General features: G+C 38.1%; 12 protein-coding genes and 1 pseudogene. 7 read left to right on the plus strand and 6 right to left on the minus strand.

Annotation, left to right across the window (positions count from 1 at the left end; all coding sequences use genetic code 11):
- Positions 1-156 precede the first annotated feature (156 nt).
- The 6 genes from FAI40_09650 to FAI40_09675 all read left to right on the plus strand — a co-directional run bounded on the left by FAI40_09650 (position 157) and on the right by FAI40_09675 (position 7934).
- Positions 157-1974: a M3 family oligoendopeptidase gene (locus FAI40_09650; GenBank protein ID QCE35569.1), complete on the plus strand. Its 1818-nt coding sequence runs from the start codon at positions 157-159 to the stop codon at positions 1972-1974.
- A complete protein-coding gene (locus tag FAI40_09655) occupies positions 1961-3370 on the plus strand; it encodes an AarF/ABC1/UbiB kinase family protein (GenBank protein ID QCE35570.1) in 1410 nt (469 codons plus the stop codon). Before FAI40_09650 ends, FAI40_09655 begins: the two co-directional genes overlap by 14 nt.
- Entirely contained in the window at positions 3367-5472 is a 2106-nt protein-coding gene (gene uvrB / locus FAI40_09660; protein QCE35571.1) for an excinuclease ABC subunit UvrB, read from the plus strand. The genes FAI40_09655 and uvrB overlap by 4 nt, the downstream gene beginning before the upstream one ends.
- A gap of 5 nt (positions 5473-5477) precedes the next feature.
- Entirely contained in the window at positions 5478-5915 is a 438-nt protein-coding gene (locus FAI40_09665; GenBank protein QCE35572.1) for a transcription elongation factor GreB, read from the plus strand.
- A complete protein-coding gene (gene gshB / locus FAI40_09670; protein QCE35573.1) occupies positions 5916-6887 on the plus strand; it encodes a glutathione synthase in 972 nt (323 codons plus the stop codon).
- A 393-nt stretch (positions 6888-7280) separates the two neighbouring features.
- Positions 7281-7934: a class I SAM-dependent methyltransferase gene (locus tag FAI40_09675; GenBank protein ID QCE35574.1), complete on the plus strand. Its 654-nt coding sequence runs from the start codon at positions 7281-7283 to the stop codon at positions 7932-7934.
- A 37-nt stretch (positions 7935-7971) separates the two neighbouring features.
- On the opposite strand, the gene FAI40_09680 is transcribed toward FAI40_09675, so the two are convergent.
- From FAI40_09680 to tsaD, 6 genes are all read right to left on the minus strand, one after another.
- Positions 7972-9237: an insulinase family protein gene (locus FAI40_09680; protein QCE35575.1), complete on the minus strand. Its 1266-nt coding sequence runs from the start codon at positions 9235-9237 to the stop codon at positions 7972-7974.
- Between the two features lie 151 nt (positions 9238-9388).
- Positions 9389-12061, minus strand: coding sequence for a hypothetical protein (locus tag FAI40_09685; GenBank protein QCE35576.1), 2673 nt, complete (start codon positions 12059-12061; stop codon positions 9389-9391).
- Positions 12062-12071: 10 nt separating this feature from the next.
- A complete protein-coding gene (gene mutS, locus FAI40_09690) occupies positions 12072-14606 on the minus strand; it encodes a DNA mismatch repair protein MutS (GenBank protein ID QCE35815.1) in 2535 nt (844 codons plus the stop codon).
- A gap of 76 nt (positions 14607-14682) precedes the next feature.
- Positions 14683-16275: a murein biosynthesis integral membrane protein MurJ gene (murJ, locus tag FAI40_09695; protein ID QCE35577.1), complete on the minus strand. Its 1593-nt coding sequence runs from the start codon at positions 16273-16275 to the stop codon at positions 14683-14685.
- 24 nt (positions 16276-16299) lie between these two features.
- Complete coding sequence (locus FAI40_09700) at positions 16300-17283, minus strand: NAD(P)H-dependent glycerol-3-phosphate dehydrogenase (protein ID QCE35578.1); 984 nt, start codon at positions 17281-17283, stop codon at positions 16300-16302.
- Positions 17284-17334: 51 nt separating this feature from the next.
- Positions 17335-18435, minus strand: coding sequence for a tRNA (adenosine(37)-N6)-threonylcarbamoyltransferase complex transferase subunit TsaD (gene tsaD, locus FAI40_09705; GenBank protein ID QCE35579.1), 1101 nt, complete (start codon positions 18433-18435; stop codon positions 17335-17337).
- Between the two features lie 122 nt (positions 18436-18557).
- Here tsaD and hemC point away from each other — a divergent pair.
- Positions 18558-19615, plus strand: a pseudogene (gene hemC, locus FAI40_09710) (hydroxymethylbilane synthase).
- The last annotated feature ends 36 nt before the right edge of the window (positions 19616-19651 follow it).

Here is a 19651-nt window from a genome sequence, read left to right on the forward strand (position 1 = left end):
AAGAGTTTTCAGACCAACGCTTTATTTAATTATAATTCATTATAAAATTCGTCAACGGGACTTTTCTCTAGAAAACAGCTTTTTATTGAATTATTCTTAAATTGATAGAGTTTGCCTTGAATGAAGTTTTGTTTTTAGTTTGTAATGGATAGTTAAATGAAGATAGTGCTTAACCAGATCACGGAAAAAGAGAGTGAAAACGCAGAAGTTTTAAGCGCTCCACGATGGGATTTGTCAGATTTATACCACAGCTTTGAAGACAATTCTCTTAAGGTTGATTTAGAAGTAGCTATTAATAAAGCAAAGGCATTTCAAAAAAATTATCAGACTAAAATTAAGAGTCTTTCTGCAGAATCTTTTTTGAAAGCTTTGATTGAATATCAAGAAGTTGAAGAAATTTCTGGGAGAATTTCTGCTTATGCTCATTTAGCCTTTGCAGCTAATACAAATGATCCAGAGATAGGGAGAGCTGTTCAGAATATACGTGAAAAAATGACAGAACTTTCACGAGATCTCCTCTTTTTCTCTTTAGAGATTATTGGGCTTGAGAAGAATTTGTTTCAAGAGTGGTTGTTATCTCCATCTTTAGAAAGTTGGCGTTTTTTCTTAGAGGGAATTCGAAAATTTAAGCCTTACCAGCTTTCTCATGAAGCAGAACTTGTTTTTATGGAAACCTCTTTAACCGGGAGAGAGGCTTGGATTCGGTTGTTTGATGAGACAATGGCGGAGCTTCGCCTTCCATTATTTGGAAAAGAGATTTCTTTAACGGAAGCTCTTTCTAAAACGATGGATAAGGATAAAAAGGTTAGAAAAGCAGCTTCTGAGGCTGTTGGGGATTTGCTAAAAGAAAAATCTCACATTTTTACACGTATTATGAATAATTTGCTGCAAGCAAAAAGTATAGAGGATCGTCTTCGTGGCTATAAAACGCCAGAAGCATCTCGGCATTTGGCAAATAGGCTGTCTGGAAATGTCGTTGATGTTCTTGAGGAAACAGTAAATCGAAAATTGCCCTTGCTATCTCACCGTTATTATCAATTAAAGGCAAAATGGCTAAAGCAGGATTATTTAGATTATTGGGATCGAAATGCGCCTATCACAGAAGAAGAAACAAGGTCTTTTTCTTGGGAAGAGGCAAAAGATATTGTTTGTAAAGCGTATACCCAGTTTCACTCTAAAATGGGGGCATATGCAAAACGTTTTTTTGATAATGCTTGGATTGATGCCAAGGCTGTTTCTGGGAAGTCTGGTGGAGCGTTTTCTCATCCAGTAACGCCTTCGCGGCATCCGTATATTTTAACAAATTTTCAAGGTAAAACCCGTGATGTCGCAACGTTGGCGCATGAGGTTGGTCATGGAATACATCAGCTTCTTGCTGGAGAGACGCAGGGGTATCTCAAGGCATCAACACCATTGCCTTTGGCTGAGACAGCCTCTGTTTTTGGTGAAATGCTTACTTTTCAGTATTTGTTAGAAGCTGCAACAACGAAAGAGGAGCGTAAGGTTCTCTTGGCTGGAAAAGTAGAGGACATGCTCAATACGGCTGTGCGTCAAATGGCTTTTTATAGTTTTGAAAAAGCCATTCATGCAGAACGTAAGAAGGGTGAGATTTCAACGGATCGTTTTGGAGAATTGTGGTCTGATATTCAAAGGAAAAGTCTAGGTGGTGCTATTCGACTAGAAGGAAATTATTCATATTTCTGGTCTTATGTACCGCATTTTATTCATGCACCGTTTTATGTGTATGCTTATGCTTTTGGAGATTGTTTAGTAAATGCGCTTTTTGCTGCATATCAGCAGAGCCCTGAAGGTTTTCCAGATAGGTATATGCGTTTATTAAGCGCTGGAGGTTCTCAGGATTATCGAGATTTGTTAGCAGAGTTTTCCTTTGATCCGGAGGAGCCAACATTTTGGGAAAAAGGTTTGGAGCAAGTTCAGCTTATGATTGATAAATTGGAGAATGACAATTTCTGAAAAATCTTTCCAAGATTCATCTTTGGATAAAATGAGCCTCCTTAATAATACGAAGAGAATGGTAAAGTCTGGGACGGTAGTCGGGGGGGCTGTTGCAAGAGCGACTTGGCGTAAGTTATCGCCCCATTCTTTGCAAACAGGTTCTCTTCAAGAGGATGCTGAAAAATTAAAAAAATCTTTAGGAGAGCTGAGAGGCCCTCTCGTTAAAGTTGCCCAACTTTTAGCTTCGATTCCAGGGCTTTTGCCGGAAGATTATATAAAAGAGCTCTCGGAACTTCAAACACAGGCGCCAGCTATGGGGTGGGGATTTGTTCAACGGCGTATGAGAGGAGAGCTTGGAGAGAATTGGCAAAGGTATTTTGGATCTTTTGATAGAGAAGCCTGCAATGCTGCATCTCTAGGACAAGTCCATAAAGCCGTTCTAATAAATGAAAAGCAAGTTGCCTGTAAACTTCAGTATCCAGGAATGGACAAATCTATTTCCTCTGATTTATTGCAGTTAAAAACACTTTTTGGGCTTTATTCTTTTTTCGATGGAGCTATCAAGCAAGATCAGGTTTATAAAGAGCTTGAAGATCGCTTGAAAGAAGAGCTGGATTATAGACGAGAGGCTGCAAATTTAGTTTTATTTGGTTACGTTTTTAGAGCTAATCCATATGTACATGTTCCACGTCCAGCAAAGAAAATTTCAACGCACCGTTTATTAGTAATGGAATGGTTAGAGGGTATTAGTTTTTCGGAGTTTTTAAAAAAAAATCCTTCTTTAGAGGAGAGAAATCAGGCTGCAAGAGAGTTATTTAAAGCTTGGTATTATCCTTTTTATCATTTTGGGATTTTGCATGGGGATCCACACTCAGGAAATTACGGGATTAGAGAGGATGGGGGGGTTAATTTATTCGATTTAGGGAGTGTAAGAGTTTTTCCGCCTAAATTCGTTCAAGCTGTCGTTCAGCTCTACCGGGCTGTTAAAGAAAAAGACCGGTTTAAGATTGTTCAAGCTTATAAAGTTTGGGGATTTAAGGGACTGAATGATGAGGTGGTTGAAGCTTTAAATGCTTGGAGTTCATTTTTCTTTCGGCCATTTTTAATAGAAGGTGATCATTCTTTAGAAGAAACAAATAGTGCTGAAGCAGCACATGAAGTTTTAGAGAATGTGTATGCTACTCTTAAAAAAGGCGGAGGTGTAACATTGCCTAGAGAGTTTGTTTTGTTAGACCGTTCTGCCCTTGGGCTCGGAGGCGCATTCTTACGTTTAGGGGCATCTCTTGATTGGAAGAAATTATTTGAAGAAGAGATTCAAGATTTTTCACTTGAAAAATTAGAAATTTCTCAAAATGAAGCATTATGTGCAGCAGGTTTGAGAGTGCAGGATGGTGAGGTTTCCTTTATTTCATGAAGCTTTCAAAATCAAAGAAGAAACCCATTGCTCCGAGACAAACTGATTTTTTTCCAACGGCTCAGCCGGTTAAGCCTAAAATAAATCGATTGAAAGTTTATTCGGATTATGAACCTGCTGGCGATCAACCAGCTGCAATTGAAAAATTGACTAAAAGCTTGCAAACCTCCGAAAAAAATCATGTTTTGTTAGGTGTTACAGGATCAGGAAAGACTTTCACGATGGCAAAAGTCATTGAGAAGTTGCAACGTCCAACGATTATACTTGCTCCGAATAAGACATTGGCAGCACAACTTTATGAGGAAATGAAAAAGTTTTTCCCTGACAATGCAGTGGAGTATTTTGTTTCTTACTACGATTATTATCAGCCAGAAGCGTACGTACCACGCTCTGATACTTATATTGAAAAAGACAGCCAAAGAAATGAGCGGATAGACCGTATGCGTCATGCTGCAACACAGGCATTATTAGAAAGAAATGATGTTGTTATTGTTGCGTCTGTTTCTTGCATTTACGGTATCGGTGGTCCAGAAGCATATGCAGCAATGATGGTACTGATTAAAGCAGGCGAAGATATGGATAGAGAGGAGTTAATCCGATCTCTTGTTGAATTGCAGTATCAGCGAAATGATCATGCTTTTGAGCGTGGATGTTTCCGAGTGCGTGGAGATCAAATAGATATTTTCCCTGTTCAAAATGAAGATAGGGCTTGGCGAGTTTCATTTTTTGGTGATGAAGTCGAAAATATTGAGGAATTTGATCCTTTGACGGGTGTGAAAACGGGAAGTCATGAGGAGGTTCGATTGTATGCAAATTCCCATTATATTACGCCGCGCCCAACCTTAAACCAGGCAATGAAATCTATTTCTGAAGAATTAGAAGAACGTTTGAGAGTGCTGAAGAATGAGAATAAATTACTAGAAGCGCAGCGTTTATCTGAACGTACACAATTTGACCTGGAAATGCTTGAAACTGCGGGCGTTTGTAAAGGAATTGAAAACTATTCTCGATATTTATCTGGCCGAAGAGCTGGGGATCCACCACCAACTTTATTTGAATATTTGCCAGAAGATGCTCTTCTTATTGTAGATGAAAGTCATGTTGCTATTCCACAAATAGGAGGGATGGAGAGGGGAGATAATGCACGTAAGCAGACCTTATCAGATTTTGGTTTCCGTTTACCTTCCTGTATGGATAACCGTCCTTTATCTTTTTCAGAATGGGATGCCTTTCGCCCTCAAACATTATTTGTCTCTGCAACGCCAGGTCCATGGGAAATGGATCAAACAGAAGGTGTTTTTACCGAGCAGATTATTAGGCCAACGGGGCTAGTTGATCCAATTACAGAAATAAGGCCAGTAGAAGGACAAGTCGATGATTTATTACACGAAATAAAATCGACGATTGCAAAACAGGGGCGCGTTTTAGTGACGACTTTGACAAAGAAGATGGCTGAAGATTTGGCGGAGTATCTTTCGGAATCTCAGATTAGAGTACGTTATCTTCATTCGGATATTGATACTTTGGAACGTGTTGAAATTATTAGAGATTTGCGCTTAGGCGTGTTTGATGTCCTTATTGGGATTAACCTTTTAAGAGAGGGATTAGATATTCCTGAATGTGCTTTGGTTGCAATTTTAGATGCAGATAAAGAAGGTTTTTTACGCTCAAAAACTTCCTTGATTCAGACCATTGGACGCGCCGCACGCCATGTAGATGGGCGTGTTTTATTGTATGCAGATCATTTAACGGGATCTTTGCAATATGCAATTGAAGAGACAGATCGACGTCGAAAATTACAGATATTATGGAATAAAGAGCATAATATTACGCCGCGATCTGCTTATAATAAAATTAGCACTGAAAGTTTTTCTGAGGATAAGGAAGCTCTAAATGCGCAGAAAGAAGAGAAGGTTTCGATTGAAGAGCTAAAAGCAAAAATGAGAGAAGCAGCAGCGTCTTTGGAATTTGAAGAGGCTGCTGCTTTACGTGACAAAATAAGACGTTTGGAAGCTGAGGCCATGGGAATTTTTCTTCCGTCTTCTTCTAATTTTTTGATGTCGCAGAAAAAACAGCGCTCTAGAAATAAGCGAAAAAATTGAGCATTATGTCTGGATCCCATAATTTGTTTCGGAAATATTTATCGTTGAATGGTGCTCAACGTTTCCGTAAAGAGTTGGAACATTTGAGGCTTGTTGAGCGCCCTAAAATTGTTGAGATTGTGGCATGGGCTTCTGGCAATGGTGATCGTTCAGAAAATGCAGATTACCAGTATGGACGTCAAAAATTGCGTGAAATTGATAGAAGAATGCGTTTTTTAGCTAAGCGTATTGAAAATGCTATTATTGTTCGACCAGAAGAGCAAAAGAGGCGAGATTGCGTGTTTTTTGGTGCTAGAGTGACACTTGTAGATGAAAATGATGTTGAAAATTCTTTTACAATTTTAGGAGCTTCTATTGGGGATGAGAGGGTTGTAAAGAGACCTGATGGGGAGAAGAGTGTAGAAATTATGGATATTTGTTATCCGTTACCGGAGAAAAGCTAGATGGGTTTGAAAATCGCAGTCCAAATGGATCCAGTTGAAAATATTAATCCAAGAGGAGATACGACTTTTGCTTTGATGCTGGAAGCACAAAGTAGAGGAATGGAGGTTTATACTTATTCTCCAAAGGATTTAATTTTAAAAACAGATCGCAAAACAGGGACGCCTATTTTTGAAATACGAGCTAGACGCGTTTTTTTAAGGGATCAAGAAGAAGGATTTGTTGATTTTCAAGATTGGGAGTGTTTAAATCTTCAAACGATGGATGTGCTTTTGGTGAGACAAGATCCTCCATTCGATATGTCCTATTTAACAGCAACCTATTTGCTTGATGAATTAAGTCGTCAGGAAAAAGCTCCTTTGATGATTAATAAACCATCGGGAATTTTGAATGCGCCTGAAAAGCTTGCTCCTTTACGGTTTCCAGGTTTGTTTCCACCTACATTAATTTCTAGAAATCTAGAGGCTCTAAATAATTTTCGTGAAGAATGGAAAGATATTATTTTAAAGCCATTATATGGAAATGGGGGGGCTGGAATTTTTCGAATACGTTCAGAGGATGGAAATTTTTCATCTCTGTTAGAAATGTTTTTTTCGATTTCAAATGAACCTCTTATTTTGCAACGCTATGAGCCTGCAGTTCGTAAGGGAGATAAAAGAATTATTTTAATTGATGGGGATGTTGCAGGTGCGGTCAATCGTGTTCCGGCAAAGGGATCAGATAGATCTAATCTTCATGTGGGAGGGCGTGCAGAAGCGACAAAATTGACGAGGCGGGAATTAGAAATTTGTGAGAAATTAGGGCCGTTTTTACGTCAAGAGGGCTTATTGTTAACTGGGATTGATGTGATTGGTGATTGGCTAACAGAAATTAATGTGACCTCACCAACAGGTATTCGTGAAATTTCTACATTTAACAATGTAAATATTGCTGGAAAAGTTTGGGATAGTATTCTGAGTAAGCTCAAAAAGTGATATACTCCTACGAAGAGAAAACCTTCTTACGCATGATGAGAGGGAGTCGTTTATTGTTTTGTATCTGTTGGATGTTCTGAAAGAGAATCCTTCTTGTTGCGTTGTGGGAACAGGTCTGTAAAGCCAAGTTCTTGTTCCTTTGGAATTTCAGGAAATCGGTGAAACGTGCTGATAAGCCACCTATGAATTGATTTTCTACATTGCAGAAATATGAGGCTCATCCAAAGGAAGATTGCGACAATACATAAGAGAAAGTTAAGCCAAAACATATTTTTCTTTTGATAAAGGGATAAAAGGTTGATGTATACTACTCTCAATTTATAAAGAGTGATGATGCGATATCCTATTAAAAAAGAACATAGCGAACAACAGTATTAGGGAAGATGAAGTCAAATGGGTGATAAAAGCAGCAAAACATTTTTCTTAGATGAAAAAGGTGTAAAGGATGCTTATGAACGTTGGGCAAATGTATACGATGTTGTGTTCGGAAGTGTTTCTGAGCCAGGGCGTAGACAAGCCATTAAAGCTGCAAATGCACTTCCTGGAAAAGATGTTTTAGAAGTTGGTGTCGGCACTGGATTGGCTTTACCCCATTATAATGCCGATAAACAGGTCACAGGAATTGATCTTTCTGAGCATATGCTAAACAAAGCTAGAAAAAGAGTTGAGCGTCTTGGATTGACTAATGTCTGTGATATTCGTGAAATGGATGCAGAACATACAGATTTTTCTGATAATAGTTTTGATATTGCTGTTGGTATGTTTGTTGCGTCTGTTGTTCCAAATCCAGATAAACTTCTGCAAGAGTTGATGAGGGTTGTACGTCCAGATGGATATATTTTGTTTATCAATCATTTTAATGCTCGGAAAGGGCTACGTTTATTTGCAGAAAGAAAATTAGCAAGAGCCTCTAGGGCACTTGGTTGGCACCCTGATTTTCCAATTGAAAAATTGTTTCCTGAGGAAATTTTGCCAAAGGTACATTTTTGCGAAGTATCTCCTTTAGGCCTTTTTTCTTTGGCTGTGTTGAAAAATCCAAAAGCCTAAGCATAAAAAAGCCCTTCATTTTGAAAGGCTTTTTTTATTAATTAAACGATCCCTTTTGGAAGCTTTCAAAGGATTGTTCGTCTTTCATGCTTCCAATAGAACTCACTGTTTTAGGCGTTGTGAAGATCTTTTTTGCACTTTCAATAATATCGTCGCAGGAAAGATTTTCTATTTTTTGAATTCTTTCTTGGAGTGGAATAACACGTTTCCAAAGCTGCATTTGCCTAGCAAGCCGACTACAGCGGTTACTTGTGCTTTCCATAGACATGAGAAGAGAAGCTTTGTGTTGTGACTTTGCTCTGTTGAGCTCTTCAGATGTAATTTCTTTGAGGACTTTGTGCAGTTCAGTTTGAATAATTGGAAGTAATTCTTGTACTTCATTAGGGCTAGTACCAGCATAAATTCCAAGAATACCAGCATCGGAGAAGGCATGAAGGAAGCTATAAATTGTATAAACGAGTCCTCGTTTTTCGCGTACTTCTTGGAAAAGTCGAGAGGACATTCCACCACCAAGAATAACAGAAAGGGTTGCTGCTGCATCAAAATTTTCGTCATGGTAGCTTGGTGCTTCAAAACCAATAACAAGGTGCATTTGATCTAATTTACGTTCAATATGACTCCGTCCACCAATATATTGAGCGGATGTGCTTTGAATAGATTCTGAAATAGGTAAGTTCGAAAATGACTGTTGAACCATTTTGACTAAAGATTCATGCTCGAGATTGCCTGCGGCTGAAATCGTAATATTTTCCGCTGTATAATGCGTACGCATATATGAAGTGAGTTGTTTACGATTCATTTTTTCAATAATAGAGGCACTTCCTAAAATAGGACGCCCCATAGCCTGCTTTGGGAATGCTGTTTCTTGAAATAGATCATGAACAATATCGTCAGGTGTATCGTGAGATTGATGAATTTCTTGGAGAATGACTTTTCGTTCTTTTTCAATTTCATCGGGAGCAAAAAGACTTTGTGTTAAAACATCACCAATCAAATCTACACCTAGATCTAAATTTTCCTTTAGAAGTTTAACGTAATATGCGGTGGTTTCTCTTGCGGTATATGCATTAATGTAGCCTCCAACATTTTCAATTGTTTCAGAAATTTGAAGAGCGGTACGTTTATGTGTTCCTTTAAAAGCCATGTGTTCTAAGAAATGCGAAACTCCATTCACGTCTTCATTTTCATTGAGCGCACCTGTTTTTACGTATGCGCCAAAAGAAACGGTTTCAACATTTTTCATTTCTTCTGAAACAATGGTAAGGCCATTTGATAAAGTTGAAATTTTAGGGGAGGAAGCCATACAAAAGAAATACCAGTGTAAGTAATAAGGAGTTTTTTACCCCTTAGAAAAATGGGATAAAAAGTAAAGAACCGTACATTAGCGCATTTGGATTATTTAATAAATTCTTCGTAAGAAAAGATGTTCGTTTCTTATTTTTTAAGAGATGACATTAACTATCAAAATTTCTATCGAGAATAGAAATAATATCTTCTTCAAATTTTGCTAAAATTTTTTGATCAGAAAATTTATTTCCAGCTTCATCAGTTACATGAAAAATATTCGTAATACGTACGCCATAAGTTCGAATATTAGCTTGTTTGATGTACATTTTATATTTTAAAAATGTCGCGCAGATACGGGATAAGCACCCCTTGCTATCCCTGCCATTAATTTCAATAAAAAGAAATTTGTCTGAAAAGTTATTATCGAAATAAAGCCGTGCTGGGGAGAGAATTTTTTCATTAAATGAGAGAGGTGATGTTCTTTCAAAGTTGATAGAAAAGTCACGCTTTAAAGTGTTTCTGAAGTCTTTTGCATCTTCATCAAAGGCAAATTTTAATAAAATCGTTAAATTTTGAATACTTTCCTCAACCGTTTCTATGATCCCTCCATACCAAGGCGAATGCAGTACAAATAAGGCAGCATCTATGGAAGAAAATGCATAAAATTCGGCATAATTAATATTAACTTGGATTTCCCTTAATCTTTTAGTTAGGTAGGTTAAAATGCCAGTAAAGCGTGGAACAATGATAGAAATGACAGTTTCTTGCTTGTGAATTTTTATCTGATATTGGATTTCTAAGGGGGAGGCAAAAAATTTTTTAAAAAGTTGAAAGTGCGTTTGGTGTTCTTCACGAATAAATTTAGACCAGTAGTCATAAGATGTAATTTTTAAGTATTTTGTTAGAAAAATTTTATCTTCCGGATCATTTAAAGAGGATTCAATTTCTTTTTTTGCTTTTTCTATTAGAAAAATATTTTTTGCTTTTAATGTTAAATTTCCTCTTAACCGATTACAAAGACGAAAATAATTTTTTTGCAAAATACTTTCATCCCAGTTAACTGAGAGATCGTTGCGTAATGCAAGAATATCAATAACCGTTAAAAGATAGATAAGTTTGAGACGGTTTGGAGATTGTATCTTTCTGGAAATTTCATGAATCTTTTGCTTTAGATTTCCAGTATGTGTGATGGATTCATACAAGATTTCACGATGTAAAATAAGCCAGTAGACTGTCTCTTGTTCAGCTTCAGATAGTCCGAGTTGTTTTGCAATTTTTTTGGCGATTGATGCGTTTTCTACATAATTATCAATTTCTGAAGCTTCTCCAATTTTTTGTAAAAGGGCCGCTAAATAAAGAGCTTTCCATTCCGAAATACTTTTCACAATTTTTGAGGCTAATGGCGCTTTTTTTTGAAAAAAATTATTTTCTAAAAGGGCTAAAACATTAACAATATTGAGTATTTCTTGATCAATAAGCAGGGCGTTACCTTGAGAGGAGATATGCGTTGCACAGTAGAAGCGCCTCCAAGGACGTATCATGGCTGATAAAATCCCAGTTTCGTTTAGGAAAAATTTTCCTAAGAACAAAGGAGCTTTACGTAGAAGATTTAGAAAAATACGGGCTGCTTCAGGGTTTCCAGCAAGAGTTTCTAATTTTGAGGCGGAACGAATAATTAAGCCAAGTCCTTCTGGATGAAGAGCTTTTCTGGTTAAACTAGATTTTTCAAGGGTTCTTAAAATTGTAATAGGTCTATCTTGAAAGATATTATTTTTTGGGATGGGAAGAAACAGTTTATTAGCAATAGGCGAGCTCGATGAAATTTTTGCAAAAAGGGTAGGTCCAACTGTTTTTTCAAGACGCTCAAGACCTCTGATTGCAAAGAAATAATGGCGCATGAATTGGCTTTGATAGTTTTCACTGCCTTTTCCCGAATATTTCATTTTTGCAGCAACAAGAGGCTGGAGAAAGGTAATCAGATTATTTTGAGTCTTGTTCGTCAAATAGTGTAAATGGAAACGTACAGTCCATAAAAAACGCCATATGAAACGGAATAGGATAATTTCTTTCGGTAATAGAATTTTATTTGTAATTAAAATGGATAGCGGATAATTTTCATTTTCTTTATCTTGGTTTTTCTTTGGGAATTGCTCAGTTAATTCATTTTTCGGAAGAAAATTAAGGAGAAAATCAAACTCAAGGATTTCCTCTATAGGACAAAGGTTGTTTTCACTTTCTTTTGGAAATGGAAAGATATCCTTGGGTGTATAGAGAGATTTTAATCTTTTCGTAATAATTTCGCTGCATTTCTCTTGAAAGAGAGAGATGTTCTCTTTTTGAAATTTCAGAAAAATATCCTTCTTCCCAAATATAAAACGTAAATGTTCAGGAGCAGCCCTATAGTTTTTTTGCTGAGAAAAAGCTTTCAGAGAGATAATTTTCACTCGAATTCGGAAACCAGCGCTCCAAAGGTAATATAAAAAGTCATTAAAATATTTTTGAAGATTAGTGGATTTTACTTCATCGTGAAGTAAAATTATGTCCAGAGGATCAAAAGGTGCTAAATATCCAGATCCGTACGTGAATGCAGCACATAGAGCAAAATTTTGACTATCATTTTTAGAAAAACCTGTGAGAGGTATGATATGGTCTAGAATGATATGATCGGAAAGTTTGGCAAAGCTTCGAGCAGCCTTAGCGCCTCCTAAGTTTTCTTTTTCAAACAGATTCCTTATTGAAGCGCGTGTTTTTCCAAGAATATTTTGCAATTTCTTCGTATGCGAAGAGGCTTGCGTGTGTTTGGGTTTATATTCTGAGGGATGCCAGTATGTAGAGCGCATTTAGTTCCCTTTAATCTTCTAAAATCGTTTTAAGCTCGTATAGCAACTCATGGGCTTGGCGAGGTGTTAAAGTATCGGGATCTATTTTTTGAATATATTCTAATAATTTGTCGTTTTTTGTTTCAATAGTAGGCTGCGAGATGTTTTCAAAGAGAGGCAGTTGTGTTTTGCCTTGTGGATGATCCTCAAGTTTCTTTCTTATTTCTTTAGCTCTTTTAATAATAGATTGTGGGATTCCAGCTATTGCTGCAACATGGATTCCCCAGCTTTCGAAAGTAACCCCAGGTTTAATTTCATGAAGAAAGATAAGCTCTCCATTCCATTCTCGTGTTGCCATTGTATATAGAGAGAGCGCAGGAAGACTTTCTGATAGATTTGCAAGCTCATGAAAGTGTGATGCGAAAATTCCGCGGCATTTAATTTTGGAATGAAGAGCTTCAAGAGTTGCCCAAGCAATTGAAATTCCATCGGACGTCGCTGTGCCACGGCCGATTTCATCAACAACAATAAGAGATTTTTCTGTTGCTTGCGTTAAAATAGCTGCTGTTTCTTCCATTTCAATCATAAAAGTTGACTGTCCGCGGGCTAAATCATCTGAAGCACCTATACGTGAAAAAATGCGATCAGCAATTCCTATTTTTGCTTTTTTAGCGGGAACAGGGAAGCCAGCTTGCGCTAAGATAACAGCTAAAGCCGTTTGACGAAGGAAGGTTGACTTTCCCGCCATATTGGGACCTGTTAAAAGCATTAGACGCTTTGCTGGGAAAAGTTCGCAATCGTTGGGAATAAAGCTATTCTTTCCTTGTTCTTTTAGAGCGGTTGCCACAATTGGATGCCAAGATCCAGAGAGGTGGCATTCTGGCGTTTCTGTCAAGATTGGACGGCACCAGCCTTTTTCATTTTTAAGTGTTGCACAACTACAAAGAACATCTATTTCGGCCAAGGCTTGGCTAATTTCATCTAATTCGGACGTTTCCGAAATCAGATTAGTAAACATTTCAAGAATACGTTTTTCTTCAATTTCGGCTTCTTCTTCTGCATTTTTGATTGTGACAGAGAGTTCTTCTAACTCTATGCAAGAATAACGTTTGAGATTAGCAGTTCCTTGCCTAAGTATTAGGCCTTCTTTTGTTTTTATTTTGGCCGCTTGAGCAGAAGGTATCTCAATAATGAAACCGAGTTGTGAATGATGTTTGATTTTTAAAGAAGAAGTTTCTAGTTTTTCTTTTAAGTTCTTCTCAAGGGAAAGGATCATTGCTTTGCTATTTCTTTGGATGTAGCGAAGCTGATCTAATTTTGAATCAAAGCCATCTATAATAGATTCATTATTTAAATTGGGTGGGAATGCCGCTACAAGTTTATCTTTAAGCTGGTCGGCTCGAGCATAAATTGAGCCTAAGATTTTACTCAGAAAAGGATTAGGCGGAATATTTTTTTCTTTTTGTTCTGTAAGTATTGTTTGTAATGGAAGGGTAATTTCATCGCAGCCAATCAGAGCATTTCTTGTTTCTATAATAGATTTTGAATTGCCTTTCTGATTACGAATTCTTCCTAAAATACGTGCCATATCCGGTATTTGGCGAAGTGTATTTTGGAGCTGTTGTAGTGCAAAATTGTTTAATGACAGAAGCTCCCAAGCAGATTGCCGGTCTTCAATGATGTTTAAACAACAACTTGGAGCTGAGATCCAAGATTTTAAAAGGCGTTTCCCAGCGGGTGTGACATTACGGTCAATAGCCCATAATAAACTATATTTTTTTTCACCGCGTCGACTTTTTACAATTTCTAAATTTTGTCGGGTAGGGCCATCCATCCCTAAAATGGAACGTTCATCATGGTCTAAAATATGTAAGAGAGGAAGGGCACCAGCTTGTGTTTTTCGGAGGTAATGAAGCAAGGATCCACTAGCAAGAATTTCTTCTTTATTTTTTAGTTCAATTTTTTTTCCTACAGCTTCTGACAGGAGTTTTTCGGAAGTTTTTAAATCTGGAGTTGGAAAAACGGGCGCAGATAGATCAGAAAATTCTGTTGGTAAAATTGAGCTTTCAGATAGGATTTCCGAAGGTGATAAGCGAGAAAGAAGTTCTGGTAGACTTTCTTGGCTAATGCTTTTTGTTTCAAAAGATCCTGTAGAAATGTCGCACCAAGCAACGCCAAGGTGATTACGGTAAGATCGAATGGAGAGAAGTAAATTGGGTTCTTCAGAGTCTAAAAGTTCTTCCTCTAGAATGGTGCCAGGAGTAACGATGCGAACAATTTTTCTTGGCATAGGTCCTTTTGTGCCAATAGGAGATATTTCTTGTTCAACGATGGCAATGCGAAATCCCTGTTTTATGAGTCTAGCTAAGTAGCTATCCGCTGCACGAACAGGGACACCGCACATGGGAATAGGAGAGCCTTGCTGTTCACCACGAGTTGTTAAGGCAATATCCAATGCTGCCGCCGCAGTGTGTGCGTCATCGAAGAAGAGTTCATAAAAATCCCCCATACGAAAAAAAAGTAAGGCGTTGGGTTCTTGTTCCTTCAAATCAAACCATTGTGACATTGCTGGCGTTGCGTTGTCTCTAATGGGTCTTTGATAATTCAATTTTGGTTTTAAAGGCTTCATTATAAAAACTTTATTAACTGCGAGAGGGAGATTTTCGTCTTATTAATTTAAGAATATCTTCTGGAAAAAGTGAAAATTTCCAAGAAAAACCTAAGTAGAAAATAGCTGACATTAAGATAATGAGCATCAAAAGGCTTATTTTTAATAAAAAACTCCAGTTTAAAAATGCATTATTGGCAAAATGAATAGCTTCAAAAGCCATTAAGCCCATAGTTGTTGCCAAAAAGAAAATTTTAGATTGTTTTCTTAGGAGAGAGTATGGATTTAGTATTTTTTTCTTGTAGAGAATAAAACTTAGAAGAAATAAATTGAAATAAGCAGCTAAGTCACTTGCAATTGCAGGAGCGAGAAGCCCTATTTGTTTATATAAAAGGATAGAAGCTGCAAGATTAATAATGATAGCAATAAAACCGACTTTTACAGGGGTTGATGTGTCGCCTTGTGCAAAAAAGACAGGTGCCAACGCTTTCAGGAGGACAAATGCAGGTAGGCCAATCGCATAGACACGCAGCACTTTTGAGGTTTGAATGATATCAAAAGTTTGAAAATGTCCGTAACCAAAGAGACCTGCAATGAGTAATGGTGCAATCGCAATAATCCCAATGGTCATTGGTAAAATAAAATAACAGGCCAAGTTTATGGCTTTAGAAAGATGATCAATCAGTTCATCTGTTTGTTTATTTGCTACAGATTTTGAAAATGTTGGAAGAAGTGTTGTACCAAGAGCAGCCCCTAATATTCCAAGAGGGAGTTGTGTCAGGCGATCTGCAAAATAAAGCCAAGATACAGATCCCGTTGGAAGAAGTGTAGCGATAATTGTGTCAATGGTGAGATTTAACTGTGTAACACCTGACCCTATTAAGCTTGGTAGGATACGTTTTAATAAGCGTTTAATCCGAGCAGAAAAGGAGGGAAGTTGTTTTGTTAGAGTTAGTCCAGCTTTTTTACAGGCCCAAAAAAGCGCCATAAGCTGAACAAAGCCAGAGAGTAAAATTCCCCATGCCCCTACCTTTACAGTCAAGATTTCTTTTTGAAGAAGATCGTTAGAAGGGAGGTATAGATTTGCAAGTATGGCACCAAGAATAATCGATAGAATCCCAATGACATTGAAACTTACATAAGCAATAGAAGCCGCTGCATATTTTTCTCTAGAGTTGAGAATGCCAGCAACGAGTGCTGCTGAGCATATAAGCGTCATATATGGCATCGTAATGCGAGAAAACTGAACAGCTAAATTGAAACGAGAGCCGTCACCTTCTAGAAATCCTGGTGCGACAACAGTAACAAGCAAGGGCATCATCAGTTCTGCAAGGAGCGTAATGATAATCAAAAAGGCTAACAGGGTTGAAAAGGCCTCACTTGCAAAATTCATGGCCTGTTTTTGACCGTGTTTTTCCCATTCTGTTGTAAATAGAGGGATGAAGGCTGCGTTAAAGGCGCCTTCTCCAAAAAACCTTCGAAACATGTTTGGGAGACGTAAAGCAATTTGATATGCGTCTTGTGCGCTACCTGCGCCTAAAAGAATAGCTAAAAGTTGATCTCGAATTAGGCCAAGAATTCGAGAAACCATTGTCCAGCTGCCAACTGTGAAAAGATTTTTAAGCACAAGAAAACCTTTTAAAAGAGAACGTCAACGAGCAAAAACGGCACGAATATGCTGTTCTATGGTTGATGGTTTGTTTAGCATTTGATTAATAGATTCTATAATAGGAACTTGAATGCCAAATGATTGGGCTAGCTCTAAAAGGACGGGCGCCGTTAAAGCACCTTCTGTTACGGCAACTTTATCCGTTCCTGCGTCAGGAGGGTAGGATTTGTGCTGGCCTAAATACTCTCCAAGACTATAGTTTCTTGAGGCTGAGCTTGTAGCTGTCAGAAAAAGATCCCCTAAACCGCCAAAGGTGAAAATGGTATCTTCCTTTCCTGAAAGATGTGTTATGAGAAGGCGTAATTCTTGTAAAAAATATAGAATGAAAGCAGCACGTGCGTTTTCTCCCATTTTCGCTCCCATGAGCGCACCAACCCCAACAGCTAGAACATTTTTGGCAGCGCATAGTATCTGAATAGAAATAGTGTCCTGGCACGGGTGTATAGAAAAAGACGGAAGGGATAATTTGTGAGAAATTTTTTTTACAAGGTTGATATTATTCCCAGCAAGTGTTGCAGCAGCAGGTAAGTTCTCAGAAATTTCTTTTGCAAAATTTGGACCAGCTAGTACCATTTTTGTAGTATTGGGCAAAATTTCAGAAACAATATCTAGCGGCATTAAATTAGTATGTCGTTCAAGCCCTTTACAGCATGTGATTAGAATAGATTCTGTACATTTCTCTTTTGGAAGTTTTTCACAAACACGCCTAAGGGCTTGGGTTGGTATTGCAAGTAAGACAATATCTCCAAAAGAAATATCTTCTTTTGTTGGTATCCCCAGTTTGAGAGATAATTTTTCAGGAGGTAAGCAGCTTGGAAGGCGAGGAAAAGGCTCTTCCTTTTTAAGTAATTTTCTTGACCATAAGTTTACCCTAAAGGGCGAAAAACGGCTATAGGCTGTTGCGAGAGCGCTTCCCCAAGCACCTGATCCTATGATGTGTAAAGAGGAAATGGATTTTTCTGTCATTTATTATATTACTGAGTTCTTAATAGAAATTATTTAGAGGATTGAGGTTTATTAGAGAATTTCCATCTCTTTGAGAGGCCATCTTGGGCGTGGAATATGTTGGAAAGGGGATTGTTTTTCTCCCCATTTGTTTCGAAGGAGGGCAGTCCATGCCACCATGGTTGCATTGTCAGGACAAAGTGATTTTTCCGCAGCCAAAAAACGTATTTTGTGTTCCGATGATATTGTTTTTAAAATATCCCTAATAAATGTATTGCAGGCGACGCCTCCACCGACAGCGATTAGTTTCAAGGGAGCTTTGCTTTGGGCAATTTTTATGGCGTTGTTGGTTCGATCCACGACGACATCAAGGACTGCTTTTTGAAATGATGCAGCAAGGTCTGCCGCAAAAGCGAGTGGTACAGCGTTATTTTTATAAGGCTCTAATAATTTTCTTACCGCTGTTTTTAAACCAGAAAAAGAAAAATCACATCCGTCTCTTCCTTTTAACGGACGAGGTAGGTTAAAGGCCTCAGAATTTCCAAAATGCGCTATTTGTTCAATTTTTGGTCCGCCGGGCCATCCTAAGCCCAGCATTTTTGCGACTTTATCAAACGCCTCTCCTATTGAGTCGTCAATTGTGCCACCTAAGGTTGTGTACTTAGAAATTCCTTCTGCCAACACGCACTGGCAATGTCCTCCAGAAAAAAGTAAGGCAAGAAAAGGGAAAATATTTTTTTTCTTATTTAAGAGATCTTGTTTTTCACCTTCTGTTAGGCTGAAGAGAGGAGATAAAATATGTGCTTCTATATGATTAATGCCAACAAAATTTTTTCGCGTTGCGATGCTTATACCACGGCCCATTCCATTTGCTGTTAAGAGCCCTCCAATAAGCCCAGGACCGATTGTTGCCGCAATGCGAGAAATCTCATTCAAGGTTACATTTGCATCAAGAAGAGATTTTTCAATCAGAGTATCGAAAGCTGACAGGTGCGCCCGTGCTGCAACTTCAGGAACAACGCCACCTAAAGTAAAGTGCTCTATTTGTGTTTTTTTTGAATGAGAAAGGAGATTTCCGTTTATATCCATAATAGCGCAAGCAGTATCGTCACAAGAAGATTCAAGCGCAAGGATCATAGAAGTCGAATTGTAAGTGGAAAATGGTGTTCGCATCTGTCGTAGGTTAAAAGTTTTTTTTTAAATAAGCTATGATTATGTGAATGTTAATAAGTTTAATGCGCTTTTGAAAAGAGCATATCTACGGTATAAGATAGGCCTTAATTGTAATTTTTTTAATGACGACGGATATTTTGAATTTACCTTCCTCACATTTCTCAGATGTTTTTAACGAGAATTCCCCAAGCTGTTCCTGTGGACATAAATTATCTTTAAACCACGACCTCCCGTTGAGAGTTGGAACACGGGCTTCGCCATTGGCACTTGTGCAGACTAGAAGTTTCATGACAAAAGTGACACGCTTTTGTCCCCCGTTGCGTGAACTTGGTGCTTTTAAAGAGGTTCCTGTAAAAACAAGTGGAGATCAAAATCAAAGGGATAGATTAGCCGAAATTGGGGGAAAAGGGTTATTCTCTAAAGAAATTCATGAACTTTTGCGTTTGAAAAAGATAGATCTTGCCGTTCATAGTTTAAAGGATTTAGAGACTTATCTCCCTGAGGGGATTATTCTTGCTGCGACAATGAAGCGCGAAGATGCCAGAGATGTTTTGATTTTGCGTGATAGAAAAGCGCTAAGGAATCCAGAAGATCCGTTTTCTGCTTTGAAGGAAGGCGCTGTTGTTGGGTGTGCCTCTGTGCGTCGTCAAGCGCAGTTATCATCAATTCGTCCAGATTTGAGTTTTCGTTTGTTGCGGGGAAATGTTCAGACCCGCTTAGATAAAATAAAATCAGGTGCATGCGATGCAACAATGTTAGCCTTGGCAGGCCTTCGTCGGCTTGGGATGGAAGATCGGGCAGATATTATTTTAGAGCCAGAGTTTATGATTCCTGCTGCAGGGCAGGGAATTGTTGGAATTACTGCGCGTCAAGAAGACGAGGCACTTTGTTCTTTATTAGCGGCTGTAGAAGATAAAGAGGCAAGAATTATTGCGACTGCAGAGCGATCTCTTCTAGCTGAATTGGATGGATCTTGTAGAACGCCAATTGGCAGTTATGGACGTATATTGGAAGGAAGTTTACATCTTACAGGGCTTTTAGCCACAGAAGATGGTTCATTTTTATTAAAAAAATCTATTTGGGGGATCCTGTAGATGCAGCGAATCTTGGGAAGTCATTGGGAGAAGCCTTGCGTAAGGATACACCTCCAGAGGTTTTAAGAGCAATTATTTCCCATTGAAATGGGGATGTTTATTTAAAAAGCCTAAAAATTTTT

Source organism: Acetobacteraceae bacterium (assembly GCA_004843345.1).
Lineage (GTDB): Bacteria > Pseudomonadota > Alphaproteobacteria > Acetobacterales > Acetobacteraceae.